The sequence below is a fragment of the Lentzea californiensis genome (genome assembly GCF_024648825.1).
Classification (GTDB): domain Bacteria; phylum Actinomycetota; class Actinomycetes; order Mycobacteriales; family Pseudonocardiaceae; genus Lentzea; species Lentzea californiensis.
The window spans coordinates 1,108,527-1,127,704 of sequence record NZ_JANBBE010000001.1; the positions used below are offsets into that span (position 1 = coordinate 1,108,527).

General features: G+C 68.6%; 17 protein-coding genes. 11 read left to right on the forward strand and 6 right to left on the reverse strand.

Features of this window, described 5'->3' with window-relative positions:
• Window position 1: 1 nt before the first annotated feature.
• A complete protein-coding gene (locus LX88_RS05860) occupies window positions 2–877 on the reverse strand; it encodes an LLM class flavin-dependent oxidoreductase (protein ID WP_258946768.1) in 876 nt (291 codons plus the stop codon).
• Between the two features lie 60 nt (window positions 878–937).
• Here LX88_RS05860 and LX88_RS05865 point away from each other — a divergent pair, with 60 nt between their 5' ends.
• Complete coding sequence (locus tag LX88_RS05865; protein ID WP_258946769.1) at window positions 938–1,747, forward strand: HAD family hydrolase; 810 nt, start codon at window positions 938–940, stop codon at window positions 1,745–1,747.
• On the opposite strand, the gene LX88_RS44180 is transcribed toward LX88_RS05865, so the two are convergent.
• Window positions 1,744–2,445: a UDP-N-acetylglucosamine acyltransferase gene (locus tag LX88_RS44180; RefSeq protein ID WP_258946770.1), complete on the reverse strand. Its 702-nt coding sequence runs from the start codon at window positions 2,443–2,445 to the stop codon at window positions 1,744–1,746. The two genes, LX88_RS05865 and LX88_RS44180, sit on opposite strands and share 4 nt — an antisense overlap.
• A 125-nt stretch (window positions 2,446–2,570) precedes the next feature.
• Between LX88_RS44180 and LX88_RS05875 the strand changes: the two genes are divergently transcribed.
• Genes LX88_RS05875 through LX88_RS05885 form a run of 3 tightly spaced genes read left to right on the forward strand, consistent with a single transcriptional unit; the run spans window position 2,571 to window position 6,586 of the window.
• Window positions 2,571–3,668 (forward strand): DegT/DnrJ/EryC1/StrS family aminotransferase, encoded by a 1,098-nt coding sequence (locus tag LX88_RS05875; protein WP_258946771.1) that lies wholly within the window; start codon window positions 2,571–2,573, stop codon window positions 3,666–3,668.
• On the forward strand, window positions 3,665–4,636 hold the full coding sequence (locus LX88_RS05880; protein WP_258946772.1) for a Gfo/Idh/MocA family protein: 972 nt from the start codon (window positions 3,665–3,667) through the stop codon (window positions 4,634–4,636). Before LX88_RS05875 ends, LX88_RS05880 begins: the two co-directional genes overlap by 4 nt.
• A gap of 18 nt (window positions 4,637–4,654) precedes the next feature.
• Window positions 4,655–6,586 (forward strand): DUF6541 family protein, encoded by a 1,932-nt coding sequence (locus LX88_RS05885; protein ID WP_258946773.1) that lies wholly within the window; start codon window positions 4,655–4,657, stop codon window positions 6,584–6,586.
• Window positions 6,587–6,656: 70 nt separating this feature from the next.
• On the opposite strand, the gene LX88_RS05890 is transcribed toward LX88_RS05885, so the two are convergent.
• Complete coding sequence (locus LX88_RS05890) at window positions 6,657–7,754, reverse strand: UDP-N-acetylglucosamine 2-epimerase (RefSeq protein WP_258946774.1); 1,098 nt, start codon at window positions 7,752–7,754, stop codon at window positions 6,657–6,659.
• 52 nt (window positions 7,755–7,806) lie between these two features.
• On the opposite strand from LX88_RS05890, the gene LX88_RS05895 reads away from it, so the two are divergent.
• From LX88_RS05895 to LX88_RS05925, 7 genes are all read left to right on the forward strand, one after another.
• Complete coding sequence (locus tag LX88_RS05895; RefSeq protein ID WP_258946775.1) at window positions 7,807–8,823, forward strand: glycosyltransferase; 1,017 nt, start codon at window positions 7,807–7,809, stop codon at window positions 8,821–8,823.
• Entirely contained in the window at window positions 8,820–10,070 is a 1,251-nt protein-coding gene (locus tag LX88_RS05900) for a lipopolysaccharide biosynthesis protein (protein ID WP_258946776.1), read from the forward strand. The genes LX88_RS05895 and LX88_RS05900 overlap by 4 nt, the downstream gene beginning before the upstream one ends.
• A gap of 10 nt (window positions 10,071–10,080) precedes the next feature.
• Window positions 10,081–10,821, forward strand: coding sequence for a glycosyltransferase family 2 protein (locus LX88_RS05905; protein ID WP_258946777.1), 741 nt, complete (start codon window positions 10,081–10,083; stop codon window positions 10,819–10,821).
• Between the two features lie 11 nt (window positions 10,822–10,832).
• Window positions 10,833–11,231, forward strand: a complete 399-nt coding sequence (locus LX88_RS05910; RefSeq protein ID WP_258946778.1) for a DUF2304 domain-containing protein — start codon at window positions 10,833–10,835, stop codon at window positions 11,229–11,231.
• Between the two features lie 18 nt (window positions 11,232–11,249).
• A complete protein-coding gene (gene glf, locus LX88_RS05915; protein ID WP_258946779.1) occupies window positions 11,250–12,458 on the forward strand; it encodes a UDP-galactopyranose mutase in 1,209 nt (402 codons plus the stop codon).
• Window positions 12,459–12,464: 6 nt separating this feature from the next.
• The gene (locus tag LX88_RS05920) at window positions 12,465–14,336 is read left to right on the forward strand and encodes a glycosyltransferase (RefSeq protein ID WP_258946780.1); all 1,872 of its coding nucleotides are present in this window, start codon (window positions 12,465–12,467) and stop codon (window positions 14,334–14,336) included.
• A gap of 68 nt (window positions 14,337–14,404) precedes the next feature.
• Entirely contained in the window at window positions 14,405–16,267 is a 1,863-nt protein-coding gene (locus tag LX88_RS05925) for a glycosyltransferase (RefSeq protein ID WP_258946781.1), read from the forward strand.
• On the opposite strand, the gene LX88_RS05930 is transcribed toward LX88_RS05925, so the two are convergent.
• From LX88_RS05930 to LX88_RS05940, 3 genes are read right to left on the reverse strand one after another with little or no spacing between them, the layout of a single operon-like run.
• Window positions 16,268–17,080 (reverse strand): carbohydrate ABC transporter permease, encoded by an 813-nt coding sequence (locus LX88_RS05930; RefSeq protein WP_258946782.1) that lies wholly within the window; start codon window positions 17,078–17,080, stop codon window positions 16,268–16,270.
• A complete protein-coding gene (locus LX88_RS05935) occupies window positions 17,077–17,952 on the reverse strand; it encodes a carbohydrate ABC transporter permease (RefSeq protein WP_258946783.1) in 876 nt (291 codons plus the stop codon). The genes LX88_RS05930 and LX88_RS05935 overlap by 4 nt, the downstream gene beginning before the upstream one ends.
• Window positions 17,949–19,178, reverse strand: coding sequence for an ABC transporter substrate-binding protein (locus tag LX88_RS05940; RefSeq protein ID WP_258946784.1), 1,230 nt, complete (start codon window positions 19,176–19,178; stop codon window positions 17,949–17,951). The genes LX88_RS05935 and LX88_RS05940 overlap by 4 nt, the downstream gene beginning before the upstream one ends.

The following is a 19,178-nucleotide window of genomic DNA, read 5'->3' on the forward strand; positions in this document are numbered from 1 at the left end:
GCTAGTGCCCGAGAACCGGCAGAACGTCCGCCGCGACCTCCTCGACCACCGACTCGCTGCCCGCGTACACGCCGTCGTGCCGCGGCCAGTGGGCCACGACGTCGGTGAAGCCCAGCGCGGCCGCCCTGCCCACGGCGTCCTGGAAGCACTGCGCGCTCGACAGCGAGTACACCGGAGCGGAGTCCAGGTTCAGGTAGCGGTGCACCCGCGTGGTCCTGCCCTCTGTGGCCAACGTCTCGCTGAACTGCTCCGCCAGCGTGCCCACGCCGCGCCACCACGCCTCGACGTCCTCGGTCGGCGGGCCGGTGGTGACCCAGGCCTGGCCGAACTTCGCGGCGATCCGCATCGCCTTCGGGCCGTTCGCGGCGACGAGGAACGGCAGCCGTGGCCGCTGGACGCAGCCGGGTGCGCTGCGGGCCTCCTCCGCCGCGTAGAACCGGCCCTGCCACGACGTGCGGTCCTTCACCAGCAGCTGGTCGAGCAGCTCGACGAACTCGGCGAACCGGGCCGTGCGGTCCTGCGGCAGCGGCGGCTTGTCGCCGAGCACCGTCGTGTCGTATCCCGCCCCACCTGCGCCGACGCCGAGCGTGAACCGGCCGTCCGACACGTCGTCGAGCGTCAGCAGCTCCCGTGCGAACGGCACGGGGTGGCGGAAGTTGGGGCTCGCGACGAACGTGCCGAGCCGGATGTGCGACGTGACCATGGCCGCGGCTGTGAGTGTCGGCACCGCGCCGAACCACGGGCCGTCGACCAGGGTGCGCCAGCCGAGGTGGTCGTAGGTCCACGCGTGGTGGAAGCCGTACTCCTCGGCGGCGCGCCACTTGGGTTCGGCCATCCACCACCGGTGTTCGGGAAGGATCACGATTCCAGCGCGCACGATCGTCAAGGTAACCACCTGTTCAGCCGCTGACGAACTTGGACCAGGCACCATGGGGGCGTGGAACAGCCCAGATTGGTCGCATCGGACGTCGACGGAACCCTGCTCACCCCACCTCCCGGCGAAGGCGTGAGCCCTCGCACGGCCTCGGTCGTCGCCCGCGTGCTGGAGGCGGGCGTGCCGTTCGTCCTGGCCACCGGCAGGCCGCCGCGGTGGGTGCCGCAGATCGCCGCGGCCGCCGGGCTCGACGGCCTCGCGGTGTGCGCGAACGGCGCGGTGCTCTACGACGTCGGCCGCGACGAGATCGTCTGGGCGCGCACACTCTCCCCGGTGCAGTTGCACGACATCGTCTCGACCATCGACAACGCCCTGCCCGGCTGCACGTTCGCGGTCGAACGCGTCGGCACCGCGCAGGACGACGCCACGTTCGTCGCCGAACTGAGCTACACGCACCCGTGGCCGGAGGGCCCGAACGTGGGCGTGACCCGCGGCGAGACGCTCGGCCACCCGGCGATCAAGCTGCTGGTCAGGCACACGGGCATGACCAGCGGTGAGATGGCCACCGGGATCGAGCAGGTGCTCGGCGGCCAGGTCGACCTGACCTTCTCGACGAACAACGGCCTGGTCGAGCTCGCCGTGCACGGTGTCACCAAGGCGAGCGGGCTCGCCGACGTGGCCGAGCGGTTCGGCGTGTCCCAGCAGGACGTCATCGCGTTCGGCGACATGCCCAACGACGTCGAGATGCTCCGGTGGGCCGGGCACGGCGTGGCCATGGCGAACGGGCACGAGGCCGCTCTCGCCGCCGCCGACGAGGTCACCGCGCCCAGCTCCGAAGACGGTGTCGCGATGGTCCTCGAACGCTGGTTCTAGACGAGGGGCTTCGCGGCCTCGGCCTCGGTCCACCACTTGAAGGCGACCTGGAGCTCGGCGGGGATCTCCGAAGGCACCTGACCGGCGGCGTAGGCGCTGGTCAGCGCCTCGATCGCGGCGTCGGAGATGCCGGAGCGGCTCATGCCGACGGAGTTGACGCCGTGCACCCGGATCGGGCTGCCGTAGGCGCGGGCGAACGGGGGCACGTCCTTCGAGACGGGCGTGCCCATGCCGATCATGGCACCGGCGCCGATGACGCGGCGCTGGTGCACCGCGGCGTTCATGCCGACGTTCACCTTGTCGCCGATCTGCACGTGGCCGCCGAGCGACACCCCGGCGGACAGCGTGACGCCCGTGCCGATCAGGCTGTCGTGCGCCACGTACACGCGGTTGAGCAGCCACGAGCCGGCGCCGATGGTCGTCGCCCGGTACGAGCCCTGGTGGACGGTGCTCAGTTCGCGGATGACGACCCGCGCGCCGATGTGCACACCCGCGTGCGCCAGGTCGCCGTCCCACGCCCGGTTGTGGTCGGCGGAGGTGATCTCCGGCGGCGTGCCGATGACGCAACCGGGGCCGATCCACGCACCGTCCTCGACGACGCACGGGCCGAGCACGACGGCCCCGGGACCGATGGTGATGCCGTCGCCGAGTTCGACACCGTCACCGACGACGGCACTGGGATGGATGTGGTTGGCCACGGGAGTCCGATCAGGAGGTGGGGACAGGCGAGATCGCCCATACGGGTAGCGTGGGGCCCCGCGTGCAGGCCAGAGCACTGTACCGGCCGCGCCGGTGGAGATCCCCGAAGGCGAGAGACTGCTGAATGATCCCGATTACTGTTGTTGACGTGGCCGCTGCCGAGCAGTTGGTCCTCCAGGTCCTGCGTTCCGGGGCCATCGCGCAGGGCCCGATGGTCAAGCGATTCGAGGACGCCTTCGCGGGCGTCGCCGGCGTTCCGCACGCCGTGGCCGTGAACAACGGGACCACCGCGCTCGTGGCGTCGCTCCAGGTCCTCGACCTGCAGCCCGGCGACGAGGTCATCACCTCGCCGTTCACCTTCGTGGCGACCCTGAACGCCATCCTCGAGGCAGGCGCGACCGCACGGTTCGCCGACATCCGCGAGGACGACTTCAACATCGACGCGGACAAGATCAAGGACGCCGTCACCCCGAACACCAAGGTGCTCATGCCCGTGCACCTCTACGGGCAGATGGCGGACATGGGCAAGATCATGCCCGTCGTGCAGGAGCACGGTCTCGCGCTCGTCGAGGACTCGGCGCAGGCCGTCGGCGCCACCTACGAGGGCCGTCCGTCGGGCAGCTTCGGCCTCGGCTGCTTCTCGCTCTACGCGACGAAGAACATCACCACCGCCGAGGGCGGCGTCATCACGACGTCGGACGACACCCTCGCGGACCGGCTGCGCGTGCTGCGCAACCAGGGCATGCGGGCCCGCTACCAGTACGAGGTCGCGGGTCACAACTACCGCATGACCGACATCCACGCGGCGATCGGCATCCCGCAGCTGGAGAGCCTCGAAACGATCACCAAGGCGCGCCAGGCCAACGCCGAGACCCTGAACAAGGGCCTCGCCGGCGTCAAGGGCCTCCAGCTGCCGCAGGTGCTGCCGGGCCGCACGCACGTCTGGCACCAGTACACGGTGCTGATCACCGACGACGCCCCGATCAGCCGCGACGAGTTCGCCGCGAAGCTGACCGAGAAGGGCATCGGCAACGGGATCTACTACCCGAAGACGGTGTTCGACTACGACTGCTACCGGGACAACCCGAAGGTCGTCATCTCCGACGTTCCCGTCGCCGAGCGCGTCGCCCGCCAGGCCCTGTCGCTGCCGGTGCACCCGAAGCTGACCGACGCCGAGCTCGACACGATCATCACGACGGTTCGCGAGGTGCTGGGCGCATGAGCAACCTGCCCCGCATCGCGGTCATCGGCGTCGGCAACATGGGCTCGCTGCACGCCCGTGTGACCGCCCAGTCCGAACGGGCCGAGCTCGCGCTGATCGTCGACCCGCGCGAGGAGATCGGCAAGGCCGCCGCCGAGAAGTTCGAGACGACGTGGGCGCCCGACATGGGCGACCTCGACGGCATCGACGCGGTCGTCCTCGCGTCCAGCACCGAGAGCCACCACGGGCTCGCGCTCCAGGTGCTGGAGAAGAACAAGCCACTGCTGGTCGAGAAGCCGGTCTGCGCCTCGCTGGAGCAGACCGAGGAGGTCCTGAAGCTCTCCGAGGCCAAGGGCCTGCCGATCATGTGCGGCCTGCTGGAGCGCTACAACCCGGCCGTGATGACGGCCCTCGGCCTCGTCACCGAGCCGGTGTACGTCTCGGCACAGCGCCACTCCCCGTACGCGCCGCGCATCCTCACCGGTGTGGCGTGGGACCTGCTGGTGCACGACGTCGACCTGGCGATCCAGTGCTTCGGCGGTGCCGACCCCGTGGGCGTCTCGGCCGGTGTGGCCCAGTTCCACCCGTCGTCGGTGCCGGGCGCGGAGGACGTGGTGGACACGCTGCTCACGTTCCCCTCCGGCGGCATCGCGAGCGTCTCGGCGAGCCGCATCGGCCAGCGCAAGATCCGCTCGCTGACGATCCAGGAGCTGGAGCGGTCGATCGAGGTCGACCTGCTGCGCCGCGACGTGACGATCTACAAGCACATCTCGCACGACTCCGACCCGGACGGCCGCGGCTACCGCCAGCAGACCGTCATCGAGATCCCCGAGCTGGTCACGGCACGTGAGCCGCTCGCGACCCAGCTCGACCGGTTCCTCGACCTCATCGCGGGCAAGCTCGACGCCGACGACGAGCGCCGCCGGATCCTGCCGTCGCACCGCGCCGTCGCCGAGGTCAAGGCGAAGTCCGCCGCGGTCGCCGGCTGACCGGGGAACTGACTTCTGATGGGCGTTTTCGTGATCCTGGCGTTCTGGTTGCCAGGACTTCTGGTGGGCTCCGCGCTCAGACTGCGGGGCTGGCTGCTCGCGGGCACCGCCCCGGTGCTGACGTTCGGCACGGTGGCGCTGGGCGCCCTCGTGCTCGGCAAGCTCGGCATCGCGTGGACGATGCTCTCGGTGGTGCTGTGGACACTGGCACTCGCCGTCGTCGTCGGCGTGATCACGTGGCTGGTGCGGCGCAAGGTCGTGGCCGGCGACGTCAACGCCGAGGAGGCTCCGAAGCGCACGGTCGGTGAGCACCTGCTCATCGCCGGCGGCGTGGTGCTCGGCATGGCCGTCGGCGCTGTGACGTACTGGCGGGGCATCGGCTACCGGCTCGACACGATCAACCAGGACTGGGACGCGCCGTTCCACGGCAACGCGATCCGGTGGATCTCCGAGCACCACAGCTCGCTGCCGTCCTCGCTCGCCCCGACGGCGAACCTGCCGGGCAAGCTGGACTACTTCTACCCGAACACCTATCACGCCTTCCTGGCGCCGATGCTCGACAACTTCGCGGCGATGCCGCAGTTGCTGAACCTCGCGGTGTTCGGCGTGCTGCTCGCGTGGCCGATCGGTGTCGCGGCGTTCGCGCTCTCCTGGCGCCTGCCGCCGCTGGCGGTCGCCGCGGCCGCCGCCGTGTCGACGTGGTTCACCGCGTTCCCGTACGACTCGCTGTGGCGCGGACCGTTGTGGCCGTTCGTCGCCGCTGTCGCGCTCATCCCGGCCGCGCTCGCGCTGGTGCGCAAGATCTTCACGGATCGGGGTCTCACCGGGCCGCTGGCCGTCGCGATCGCTCTCGCCGGTCTGGTCGGCCTGCACACGAGCCTCGCGTTCATCGTGGTCGTGTACGCGCTCACGCTGCTGCTGGCGATGGCCTTCAAGCTCGAGCCGGTGAACTGGAAGGCGCAGGCGCTGCCACTGATCACCACGGTGGTGATCGCGGCGCTGGCCGTCGTGCCGGTCGCGCTGCCCGCGCTCGCGCCGGTCGCAGGCGTCACCGCCGCACAGTGGCCGGAGTTCGCCACGCCCGCCGAGGGCTTCGGCCAGGTGCTGCTGTTCTCCCCGGCGAACGGGTTCCCGCAGTGGGTCCTCGGAATGGTGGCGTTCATCGGCATCGTCCTGTTGGTGCGCAACAGGATCCTGCTGTGGCTCGTCGCGTCCTACGCCGTCTTCGGTGCCGTCTACGCCGCATGTGCGTCGTTGAACAACGACTTCGTCAACACCATCACCGGCCCGTTCTACAACGACGCGTGGCGCATCGCCACCCTGCTCTCCCTCGCGGGTTCCGTGGCTGTCGGGTACTTCGTGTGGACGGTCGCCACGAAGCTCACCGGCCGGGTGGAGAACCGGGTCGGCGCCGCGCGCGCGGCGTTCGTGGTTCCGATCGCGATCGGGCTCGTGCTGGTGGCGGTGCTGGGCGTGCTCGGCAAGGGGGCCTACCTCGGCCGCAACTCGAGTCGTCTGGCGTCGACCAACAAGGAATCCGACACCGTTCGCCGCGGCGAACGCGACGCTTACCAGTGGCTGGCCCAGCACGCCAACGGTTCGGTCGTCATGAACGACCGCATCGACGGTTCGGTGTGGATGTACGCGCTGGCCGGCGTGAAGCCCGCCGAGTGGCAGTTCTACGGCGCTCCCGACGACTCTCCCGCTCGTGTGCTGACGTTGCACCTCGAGGAGATGGCGACGGATGCCAAGGCGCGCAAGGCCGTCGACACCCTCGGCATCAAGTACGTCATCTTCGGCAAGGGCAAGGTGCGGCCGGAAATGCAGCGCTCGCCCGGTATCGACGACCTCGACGACCACCCGGACCTCGCCCGCAAGGTGTACGAGAACCCGGACGCGACGATCTACGAGCTGATCGAGCCCGGCGACGGGAACCAGCGCTGGCCCTGATCTCGCACGCGAAAGCGGCCCCTCACCAGATCTGGTGAGGGGCCGCTTCCGTTGGACCGAAGTGCGTGGACTACACGTAACCGAGCTGCGTCAGCGTGTCCGCGATGATCTCGCTCGGGTGGTACTCCTCCATGATGGACGGACGGCGCAGCGTCTCGTACTCACCGAGGAACTTCTCGAGCTTCGAGGTGTCCATACCGGTCAGCACGATGTTCTGACCGAGGCCCTGCTTGGTCTCCGTGCGCTCGCGGTGGATCGCGCACGGCATGCCGATGTAGGAGCACTCCTGCTGCAGGCCACCCGAGTCCGTGACGACGAACTTGGCGCGCGCCAGGATCGGCAGGAACTGCAGGTAGCGCTTCTTGGGACGCATGATGAAGCGCTCGTTGTCGAACAGGTGGCTCCAGCCGTGGCGCTCGATGCGCTCCCGCTCCGGCGCACCGGCGAGGTAGAGCATCGGCGTCTTCTCGCTGGCCTTCTTCAGCAGCTCCAGCGCCTCGCGGAACTTGTCCGTGCGGGACACCAGCTCGAAGCGGTGCAGCGTCGCGAGCCCGAACTCCTCGGGGAGGTCCTCGGTCGTGTTCGCGTTGATCGCGAGGCGCATCGCGTCGATGACGGTGTTCGCACCGGTGTTCACGACCACGCCGCGGGCGCCGCGGAGGTTGTCGACCTCGTTCTGCGACGGGGCGAAGTGGACGTCCGTGAACTTCGACGCGATGCGGCGGTTGAGCTCTTCCGGGAGGGGCGAGAGCAGGCTGCCGGAGCGCATGCCGGCCTCGACGTGGGCCACGCGCGCGCCGAGCAGCCGGCGGGCGATGAGGCTGCCGTACGGGGTGGTGAACGTGTCACCGTGCACGACGACCAGGCCGGGCTTGCCGTCCGTGGTGAGCGACCGGCGCAGCTCCTTGCGCTGGCTCCACGCGGTCTGCGCGACGGAGAGGGCCCAGCCGGGAACCTGCTTGGGGGTCTCCAGGTTGCGCGCCTTGCCCCGCGGCACCAGCCACAGGTCGGGCTCGGGCAGCTGGAGGTCTTCGAGGACGTCGGCGACCTCGTCGAAGTGCTGCGCGGTGAACCACAGCAACGGCTTTGTGCCGCGAGCGACGAGTGCGTGGTAGACGGGCGCCACCTTGATGAGTTCCGCGGTGGTACCTGCGATGAAGGCGATCACGGGAAGGACCCCTGAGGCTGGGGATCAACGGACTGCCTGGATACTGTCAGGTGTGACGAGCCGGAGCAAATCCCTCGACAACGTCCCCAGCCTCAGCATCGTGATCCCGGTTTTCAACGAACCGGACTGGATCGGACGTTCGGTCGGCGCGCTGAAGACCGCCATCGCCAACGCGAACTGGCCTGCGGAAATCATCGTCGTCGACGACGGCAGCACGGACGACACGTCCAAGCGCCTGGCCGAACTCGACATCACCGTGATCGAGCAGGAGAACAAGGGCCGCTTCGCCGCCCGCCTCGCCGGTGTCGAGGCCGCGTCGGGCGACCTGGTCCTGCTCATCGACAGCCGGGTCATCATCGATCCGCAGTCCCTCGTCTTCCTGCGCGACCAGCTCGCCGCGGACCCCGGGCGCACGGTGTGGAACGGGCACATCGAGACCGACACCAAGGGCAACCCGTACGCGGGTTTCATGGCAGGTCTCGTCGCAGTCGCGTGGCGGCGCTACCTCGCGGAGCCGCGGCTCGTGTCCTTCAGCGCGGAGGACTTCGACGCGTTCCCCAAGGGCACCACGCTCTTCGTCGCGCCGAAGGACGTGCTGAAGGAGGCCGCGGTCTCGTTCTCCTCGCTGTACGACGACGTGCGGATGGCGAGTGACGACACGCGCATGCTCCGCTCGATCGCCGAGCGCGGCCAGATCTGGATCGCGCCGGGCTTCGCCGCGCAGTACAACAGCCGTGACTCGCTGCAGAAGTTCGTGAAGCACGCCTACTTCCGCGGTACGACGTTCGTCGACGGCTACCTCGACTCGCCCGGCCCGGTGCGCAACGCGATGTTCGCCGCCGGTGGTGCCGGTGCGTTCGGCCTCGTCCTGCTCGCGAAGCGCCCGTTGCTCGCGCTGGTGCTCGGCCTGCTCGGTTCCGGCGCGGCCGGCGTGGTGGCGCGCAAGAGCGGCGCCAGCAAGGACCAGGCGGTCTCGGTCGCGAAGCTGCTGCCGGTCTTCGCCGCCTGTTTCGGTGCCGGAGCGGTGCGCGGCCTGACGATGGCGATTCGGAAGCGCCTGGGCAGGTGAGAACGCTCGGCCGGTCGCTGGGCACGGTCAGCGTCGCGCTCCTCGTCGGAACGGCGCTGGGCACGTTGCTGCAGATCGGTTCCGGCCGCCTGTTGTCCACCAGCGACTTCGCGGTCTTCAACGGCTACTGGGGCGTCCTCTTCGCGTTCGGTGCGGCCGTCGGCCCCATCGAGCAGGAGGTGTCGCGGCTTTCCGCGCACGCCGCGCTGCGCGGAGAACGCACCGGGTTCCAGGCGGTGCAGACCGCGCTGGTCGGCGGACTGATCGTGGCGGCGGCCGCGCTGCTGACACTGGTTCCGCCGATCAGCGACAGGCTGTTCAGCGGGCACGGTGTGCTGGGGATCGCGGCCCTGGTCGGTGGGCTGGGGTTCGCGGTGCAGGTGACGGTGCGCGGTCTCCTCATCGGACACGATCACGTGCGTGCCTACGGCGGGATCGTGGTCGTCGAGGCGGCCGCCCGCGTGCTCGTGGTGGGCGGGCTGCTCGCCGCCGGACTCACCGGCCTGGTGCCGATCTCGGTCGCCGTGGCCGTGGGTTCGTTCGCGTGGCTGTTCTTCCTCTTCTCCGCCAAGAAGACGGTGGACCCGCGTGCCGGCGGAGAACCGTGGGGGCCGCTGGTGCGGCGTGTGGTGGTGCTGATGTTCGGCGCCGCTCTCACCGCGTCCGTGCTGACCGGCTATCCGGCGATGGTGAACCTGCTGACCGGCGACGGCGCGAACCCGGCGCTGGGTGCGCTGTTCGCGACGGTCATCGTGGCGCGGGCGCCGTTGTTGCTGCTGCAGCCGGTGCAGGCGATGGCCGTGCCGATGGTCGTCCGGCTCTCCCAGGACGAGAGCGGTGCGAACCGCCTGCGGTCGCTGCTGGTGAAGGGCACCGCCGGCGCCGTGGTGCTGGGCGGGCTCGGAGCGGTCGTCGGCGGGCTGATCGGGCCCTGGCTGGTGCGCGTCGTCTACGGGCCGAGCTACGTGGTGACCGGATGGGCTGTCGCAGGCCTCGCCTGGTCGTCGGTGCTGCTCGGCGCGACCCTGCTGCTCGCCGCCGTGCTGGTCGCCCGCAACCAGGCGAACCTCGTGCTCGTGGTGTGGGCGGTGGTCGCCGGGACCAGTGCCGCGACGCTGCTCTTCTGGCCGGGCGACACGGTCACCCGCGCCGTGCTCGGTCTCGCGATCGCCCCGACGATCGGAGCGGCCTGCGCCTGCGCGTTCGTTTTGCACCGCGGCGCGAGCGCCTCGGACCGGTCCGGTTAGGCTGCACACCGTGTCTGACTCGGTCGACTACCGGCGAGTGCTCATCGTTCTGCCAGCTCTCAACGAAGAGCACAACATCGAAAAGATCATCGCTGAGGTGAAGGCGGCGTTGCCCGACGTCGGCGTGCTCGTGATCGACGACGGGTCCACCGACGACACGTCGTTGCGCGCTCGCGAGAGCGGTGCGAACGTGGCGCGTCTCGCGGTGAACCTCGGCGTCGGCGGCGCGATGCGCACCGGCTTCCGCTACGCCCTGCGCAACGGCTTCGACGTCGTCGTCCAGGTCGACGCCGACGGCCAGCACAACCCCGCCGACGTGCCAGAACTGCTGCGCGAGCTCGATCGCGCCGATCTGGTCATCGGCGCGAGGTTCGCCGGCAAGGGCGACTACAAGGCCCGCGGCCCGCGCCGCTGGGCGATGAAGGTCTTCTCGGTCGTGCTCTCCGGCCTCTCCGGGACGAAGCTCACCGACGTCACCTCGGGGTTCAAGGCAGCGGGCCCGCGTGCGGTGCGCCTGTTCGCCGCGCACTACCCGGCGGAGTACCTCGGTGACACCCTGGAGTCGCTCGTGATGGCGGTGCGCGCCGGTCTGAAGATCACGCAGGTGCCGGTCGCCATGCGCATGCGCGCGGGTGGCACACCGAGCACCTCACCTGTGAAGTCCGCCGTCTACTTGCTCCGGGCCACGCTCGCGCTGGTCCTCGCGATCGTGCGGAGGAAGCCCAAGACGGGCTCCCTCGAAGCCGCATAGGGGAGACTCCTGTGTCCGAGTTCCGATTGATGGCCGTCATCGCGGCGGCACTCGTCCTCGTCGTCGTGATCGAGATGATGCGACGCCGCAAGCTGCGCGAGAAGTACGCCGGCATGTGGCTCGCGCTGGCGCTCGGCGTCGTCGTGCTGGGTGCCATTCCCGGGTTGCCCTCGTTGCTGTCCGACCTCACCGGCGTTCAGCTCGCGGCCAACTTCGTGCTGGCGGGGGCGGCCTTCGTGCTGTTCTTCGTCGTGCTGCAGCTGTCGAGTGAGGTGGGACACCTCGAAGAAGAGGTGCGCACGACGGTGGAAGAGATCGCCCTGCTGCGCTGCGAGCTGGAAGACGTGCGTGCCGAGCTGGACAAGCGCGTCATGACGACCGAAGAGCAACTTCTCCGTGCCCAGCCCTGAATTCGGGGTCCCTGGGGCATGCAGGTAACCTCGCTTGCCGTGAGCTTCGCAGGTTATGACCTGATCGTCGTCGGTTCCGGATTCTTCGGTCTCACGGTCGCCGAGCGCACCGCGTCCCAGCTGAACAAGCGGGTGCTGGTGCTGGAGCGTCGTGACCACATCGGAGGAAACGCCTACTCGGAGGCAGAGCCCGAGACAGGCATCGAGGTGCACCGCTACGGCGCGCACCTGTTCCACACGTCCAACAAGCGCGTGTGGGAGTACGTGAACGAGTTCACCTCGTTCACGAGCTACCAGCACCGCGTGTTCGCGATGCACAACGGTCAGGCGTACCAGTTCCCGATGGGTCTCGGGCTGCTGTCGCAGTTCGTCGGCCGGTACATGTCGCCAGAGGACGCGAAGGCGTACATCGCCGAGCAGGCCGCGGAGATCGACACCAAGGACGCGCAGAACCTCGAGGAGAAGGCGATCTCGCTGGTCGGCCGTCCCCTCTACGAGGCGTTCATCAAGGCCTACACGGCCAAGCAGTGGCAGACGGACCCGAAGGAGCTGCCCGCGGCGGTCATCAGCCGTCTGCCGGTGCGCTACAACTTCGACAACCGCTACTTCAACGACACCTACGAGGGTCTGCCGGTCGACGGCTACACCGCGTGGCTCGAGAAGATGGCGGACCACCCGAACATCGACGTGAAGCTGTCCACGGACTACTTCGACGTCAAGGACGAGATCCCCGCCGGCACGCCGGTCGTCTACACCGGCCCGGTGGACCGCTACTTCGACTACTCCGAGGGCTGGCTCGGCTGGCGTACGCTCGACTTCGAGCAGGAAGTGCTGCCCATCGGCGACTTCCAGGGCACGCCGGTCATGAACTACAACGACGCGGATGTGCCGTACACGCGCATCCACGAGTTCCGCCACTTCCACCCGGAGCGCGAGTACCCCGGGGACAAGACGGTTATCGTCCGGGAGTTCTCCCGCGCCGCGGAGAAGGACGACGAGCCGTACTACCCGATCAACACGGCTGAGGACCGCACCAAGCTGGAGCGTTACCGCGAGCTGGCCAAGAAGGAAGCCGCGGAGCGCAACGTGATCTTCGGTGGGCGCCTCGGCACGTACAAGTACCTGGACATGCACATGGCGATCGGTTCGGCGCTGAGTGTGTTCGACAACAAGATCGCTCCGCACCTGGCGTCCGGTCAGGCGCTGGACGGGTCGCTGGAGGACTGAATCGCAATGCCGGGCAAGTCCAAGCTCGTGGAGCACGAGGCGCCGGAGAAGCTGCTGACGCAACGCGGCTTGTTCGCGGGACCCTCCCAGATCGTCTCGGAGGACCTGTACGCCGAGGTGAAGCGTGGCATCGCGGAGCGGGAACGCCATCGCATGGTGGTGCACCCGAACGCCACGGTCACGATGAACACCTACTTCGGGCGTTTCCCCGCGTCGTACTGGCAGCGGTGGTGCGTGAGCCCCGAGGTGGAGCTCGAGCTCGAGGTGACCGGCTCCGGCCAGGTCGCTCTCGTCGCCTCGGACTCCGAGGGTGAGACCCGCATGGTCGCCGCGGAGAAGGTCGCCGGCGCGAAAGCGCAGAAGGTGCGCCTCTCCGCGAAGATCGACAAGTTCACCGACGGCGGTGGCCTGTGGTTCGACGTGATCACCGCGGAAGACTCGCTCGTGGTCGAGGAGGTCCGCTGGACGGTCTCGCCGCCGAAGACGGTGCGACCGACCGCGGTCGTCATCTGCACGTTCAACCGTGTGGACGACTGCCTCAACACGATGGCCGCCCTCGCGTCGGACCCGGAGCCGCTGAAGCTCGTCGACACGGTCTACGTCGTCGACCAGGGCACCGACGCGGTCGAGTCGCGTGAGCGGTTCGCCGAGGTCTCGGCGGCGCTCGGGCCCAAGCTGCGCTACATCCGGCAGCCGAACCTCGGTGGTGCCGGCGGCTTCACGCGCGGCCTGTACGAGGTCACCGAGATCGACCACGCCGAGCACGCCAACGTCCTGTTCATGGACGACGACGTGCTGTGCGAGCCCGAGATCGTCATCAGGCTCACCGCGTTCGCGAACCGCACGACGCAGCCGACGATCGTCGGCGGTCAGATGCTCTACCTGCTGCACCCGAACTTCCTGCACGTCGGTGCCGAGTACGCGAACCTCGACACCCTCGCGCCGGGCCAGGTCGTGGAAGGCGCGCTGTTCAACGCCGACCTCACCGGCTACGACGAGGAGACGGGCAAGCGCAACGTCCAGGACAAGCGCGTCGACGCCGGGTACAACGGCTGGTGGTCGTGCCTCATCCCGTCGGAGATCGTGAAGGCGGTCGGCTACCCGCTGCCGCTGTTCTTCCAGTGGGACGACATCGAGTACGGCTACCGCGCGCGTGAACACGGTTTCGCCACCGTGTCACTGCCCGGTGCCGGTGTCTGGCACGCGGACTTCCACTGGAAGGACTGGGACGACTGGCACAGGTACTTCAACCTGCGCAACGCCCTGATCACCTCCGCGCTGCACAGCCGCTTCGACCCGAAGATGATCGTGCGCGGCATGGCCAAGCAGTTCGCCACGTACATCCTGGGCATGCAGTACGGCCTCGCCGCCACCCAGCTCAAGGCGATCGAGGACTTCTTGAAGGGCCCGGACTTCCTGGCGGACGGCGGTGTGCAGGCGGCGGCGGACATCCGCAAGCTGCGCGCCGAGTTCCCGGAGACGGTGCGGCACCCGGCGTCGGAGATCCCCGGTTTCAAGCCGGGCAGCCTGCCGATGATCACTTCCGCACCGACGCCGAAGCTGATCGCGCCGGTGTTCGTCAAGCGCCTCGTGAACCAGCTGCTCGGCAAGTCCGTGCACGAGGCGGGTGCCGTTCCCGCCGGCGACTCGGCGTGGTGGCACGTCTCGCTGTTCAACACGGCGGTCGTGACCGACGCGTCGCAAGAAGGCGTGCGGGTGCGCAAGCGGGACAAGGAGCTCGCGGTGCGCCTGTCCAAGGAGGGCGCCAAGGTCTTCCGCGAGCTGTACCGCAGGGCTCCGGAGATGCAGCGCTCCTACCGGAACGCGATGGGTCAGCTCACCAGCCGTGACACCTGGTCGCGGTTGTACGACCTCTGATTCACACAACGCTGTGCACGGGCGGTCCGGATCTTCCGGGCCGCCCGCTCTAGTGAGGGGAAAGGTCTGTGGACCAGAACTGCGTGCTGCAGCGGGTGATCCTGCCCAGGGACGAAGACCCGCTCGACGTCAGGCCGCTCTACCTGGACGAGGCCGACTCGGCGCACTGCCACGTCGCCTCCCGTCGCAGCACCACGGTTCCCCCGTCGGCGAAGGTCTCCTTCTCCACGTACTTCAACGCTTTCCCCGCCTCCTACTGGAAGCGCTGGACGACCGTCGACGAGGTCGTGCTGCGCATGTCGGTGCGCGGCACGGGTCGCGTGGACGTGTACCGCTCACGGCCGTCCGGCGACATCATCCACATCGAGGGCCACTACGTCCGTGACGCGGCCGAGTGGACCGACGTCGAGTTCACCGTGTCGCTCAAGCCGTTCGAGGACGGCGGCTGGATCTGGTTCGACGTCTTCACCGACGACGCGCCGCTCGAGATCCGCGAGGCGGCGTGGACCGTGCGCGAGCCGTTGCCCGTGCAGACGGTCGCCATCGGCATGACGACCATGCGCCCGGTCGACGCCGTGATCGCGTTGCGCGCGCTCGGCGAGGACAAGGCCGTGCTCGACGTGCTCTGCAAGGTGTTCGTCGCCGACCAGGGTGCCGTGAAGGTCCGTGACACCGAGGGTTTCGCGGAGGCCGCGGCACTGCTCGGCGACAAGCTCCAGGTCATCGAGCAGGACAACCTGGGTGGCTCCGGCGGCTTCACCCGCGGCATGTTCGAGGCGATCGAGAACACCGACGCCGACCAGATCATGCTGATGGACGACGACATCCGGCTCGAACCGGACGCGGTCCTGCGTTCCAACGCGTTCGCCCGCGCCGCCGCCCAGCCGGTGATCGTCGGCAGCCACATGCTGAACCTGTACTCGCGGGCCCGCCTGCACAGCTTCGCGGAGATCGTCGACCTCAACACGTGCTTCTGGCGGGCGGCGCCGGGCGCGGTCACCGACCACAACTTCGCCACCGACTCGTTGCGGGACACCAAGGAACTGCACCCGCGCGTCAACGCCACCTACAACGGCTGGTGGATGTGCCTGTTCCCGCGCGAGGTCGTGCGCCGCAGCGGCTACCCGCTGCCGCTCTTCATCAAGTGGGATGACGCCGAGTACTCGCTGCGTGCGCTGGAGCACGGCTTCCCGACGGTGTCGCTGCCCGGTTCCGCGGTCTGGCACATGCCGTGGACCGACAAGAACGACTCGACGGACTGGCAGGCGTACTTCCACACGCGCAACCGCCTGATCCTCGCCGCGCTGCACAGCCCGTACGACGTGAAGAACGGCATCGTGAAGCACGGCCTGAAGCTGACGCTGCGGCACCTGCTGTCGATGGAGTACTCGACGGTCATGTTGCAGCAGAAGGCGATCGAGGACTTCCTCGCCGGCCCGTCGCTGCTCTTCGACTCGTTGCGCACCGCGCTGCCCGAGGTGCGCAAGCTGCGCGCCGAGTACTCCGACGCGCAGACCCTGCCGTCGGCGAGGGAGTTCCCGCCGCCGACCTTCGACCAGGTGCGCGCCGAGGCCCTGCTGCAGCCGTCGCAGTCGAAGATCACCACCGCCAAGCGTGCCGCGAAGTCGTTGCTGCACAACCTCCGCAGCCCGGAACCCGACGCGGCAGGCCGTCCGCAGATGAACGTGCCGGCGCTCAGCGCCCGGTGGTTCCTGCTCGGCAACCTCGACAGCGCGACCGTCTCCACCGCCGACGGCACCGCGGTGGCGTTCTACAAGCGCGACCCGCAGGAGTTCCGCGCACTGGCCAAGCGGGCGGCCCGCAACTACCGCCGGCTCGGGCAGGAGTGGGAGCAGCTCAAGCGCGTCTACCGCGCCGCGCTGCCGGAGCTGACCTCGACCGAGTCGTGGCGGAAGGTCTTCGAGCGCTGATCAGCCCTTGATCCCGGACTCCGTCACCCCGCGCACCAGGTACCGCTGCATCGCCACGAACACGATGACCAGCGGGGTGACGGAGACCGCCGCCGCCAGGAACAGCTCGTGCACGTTGATCGACTGAGCCGTGAGGAACGTCGACAGCGCCACCTGCACGGTCCACGAGTCCTGGTCCTGTGCGATTACCAACGGCCACAGGAACTGGTTCCACGACGTCACGAACGCGATCACCCCGAGCGCCGCGAAGAATCCGCGTGAGTTCGGCACGACAACGCGCCAGAACGTGCCCCAGTGCCCGAGTCCGTCGATTCTCGCGGCCTCTTCCAGCTCTCGCGGGAAGTTCAGGAAGTACTGCCGGAACAAGAACGCCGTGAATCCGCTGAACAGCCCGGGAATCACCAGACCGCGCAGGTCCGAAACCCACCCGAGCGTCGACACGACGACGAACGTGGGCACGAACGTCACCGCGGCGGGAACCATCAGGGTGGCGACGACGAGGTAGAAGACGACATTCGAGTACCGGTAAGGAATTCGCGCCAGTCCGTAGCCCGCCATCGAGCACAACAACAGCTGGCCGGCAGTCTGCAACACCGCCACCACCAACGAGTTCACCATGCTGCGCACCAACGGCACGGCGGGATCGCTGAACAGTTCGGCGAAGTTCTCCCAGCGCACGGACGACGGCAAGAACGTCCACGACGTCGCGCTGATCTCGGACTCCGACACCAGTCCGTTGCGGACCACCAGGTAGAACGGCACGAGGAACAGCACGGCCGCCACGGACAAAGCCAGGTACCGCAGGGCTTTCACCGCCGCACCGCCCTTCCCTGCAGCAGCGTGACGCCGACGATCAGCAACGTCAGGATCACCGCGCCCGCGCTGCCGTGCCCGAAGTCCTGCCCGCCGCTGCCCAAAGCCGTGTAGTACAGGTAGATCAGCGGTGGCCGGGCGAACGGTGGGTAGCCGCGATCGGTTCCCAGCACGTTGTAGAACTCGTCGAACGCCTGATAGGCGCCGATCAGGAGCAACAACAACACGGCGACAGACGTGGTGCGCAGCTGGGGGAGCGTAACGAACCTGAAGGCCTGCCGCGAGCGTGCGCCGTCGAGAGCCGCTGCCTCGTACAGCACGGCGGGAATCCGTTGCAGGCCCGCGATGAACAGGATCATGTAGAACCCCAGCTGCAACCACAGCCGCAGCGTCACGAGCACGAGCCAGTACCAGGGCGGTGACGTGGAGACCGTCCACGCCACCGGATCGGCGCCGAACCAGCCCAGCACCGTGTTCGCGAGGCCTGAGCGCAGGCCGTTGAAGATCGAGAGCTTCCACACCAGCGACGCCACGACGTACGAGCAGGCCGTCGGCAGGAAGAACACCGACCGGAAGAACGCCTGCATGAAGCTGATCTGGCTGACCAGCAACGCGAGCGCGAGGGCCAGCACGAACGTCAGCGGCACGATGAAGGCGGCGAACACGCTGAACGTGCCGAGGCTGCTCAGGAAAGGCCCGTCGGTCAGCATGTCCGCGTAGTTGCGCAGCCCGACGAACTCGGCCGGTGTCACCGTGTTGCGGGCGTCGAAGAACGACAGCAGCATGCTCCACCCGATCGGCACGTACACGAACACGAGCAGTCCCGCGGCGAACGGCCCGACGAACAGCCAGAACGCGCGTCCGTGCCTCATCCGTACAGGCGCTTCAGCTCGTCACGGGCCACACCCGCCGCGGCCTTCAGTTCGGTGTCGGCCGGAGCACCGTCACGGACCACCCGTGACACGGCGTCGTTGAACGCCGTCCGCATGACCGAGGTCCAGTCCGGCGGGTTGGACGCCTTCGCGTTGTCCCGCACGAACTCCACCGCGTCGGCCGCCGCACCGGACGTCAGCTTCGAGGCCTTCTCCGAGATGCTCTTGCGGGGCGGGACGTGGAAGCCGTAGCCGAGGTTGAAGTCCTCCTGGTAGTCGGTCTTCTCGATCCACAGCCACCGCACGAAGTCCTTGGCCTCGTCGATCCGCTTCGACTTCGCGTTGACCATCGCGCCGAACGCCCCGACTGGCACGCTCGCCGAACCGCCGGCACCCAGCGAGGGGAACGGCAGCACGCCGAAGTCGTCCCCCAGCGCCTTGGCGACCGCCGGCACCGCCCACAACCCGGTCCACTGCATGGCGACCAGGCCCTGCGTGAACGCGTCCGGCTCGGCCCAGTCCTTCACCGCGCCCAGCAACAGGCTGCCGCTCGTGTAGAGCTCGCGGAGCTTGCCGATCGCCGTCGCCGCGAGGGGATCGTCGAACCCGACCTGGTGGTCCCGCACGTAGTCGAGCCCGGCCGACCACAGCGCGGGCCCGCCCAGCACGCCGCCACCGCCGTCGTTGCCGGCGAAGAGCCCCTTGACCGAACCGGTGGTGAGGCGCTTGGACGCGTCGACCAGCTCATCCACAGTGGACGGTGGCCGCACACCCGCCTGGGCGAACATGCTCTTGCGGTAGAACAGCATCTGCATGTCCACGGCCTGCGGGACGCCGTAGACCTTCCCGTCGACGGTGTGCGTCGCGAGAATCGACTCGGAGAAGTCGCTCCTGGCGTCGCCGAAGACGTCGTCGAGCGGCACGAGCTGACCCGCCCGGACCGAGCTGATCTGCGGGGTGGACTCGAAGACGTCCGGTCCGCCGTCGGACAGCAGGCTCGTCGCGAGCTTGGAGTCGTAGTCGCCGGGGTTCCACTGCACGGAAACCTGGGTCTTCGTGTACGCCTTGGCGTAGCGCTCCACGGCCTGCTGCACGCCGGGCTCGCCGTACGCGTGGTACCACTGCTTGAGGGCCTGGCCGTTGCCGCCCCTGCCGGTGTTCGAACCGCACGCCGCGAGCAACGCGCTCGCGCCGGCCAGGGACAGAAGTCTGCGTCGGGAAATCAC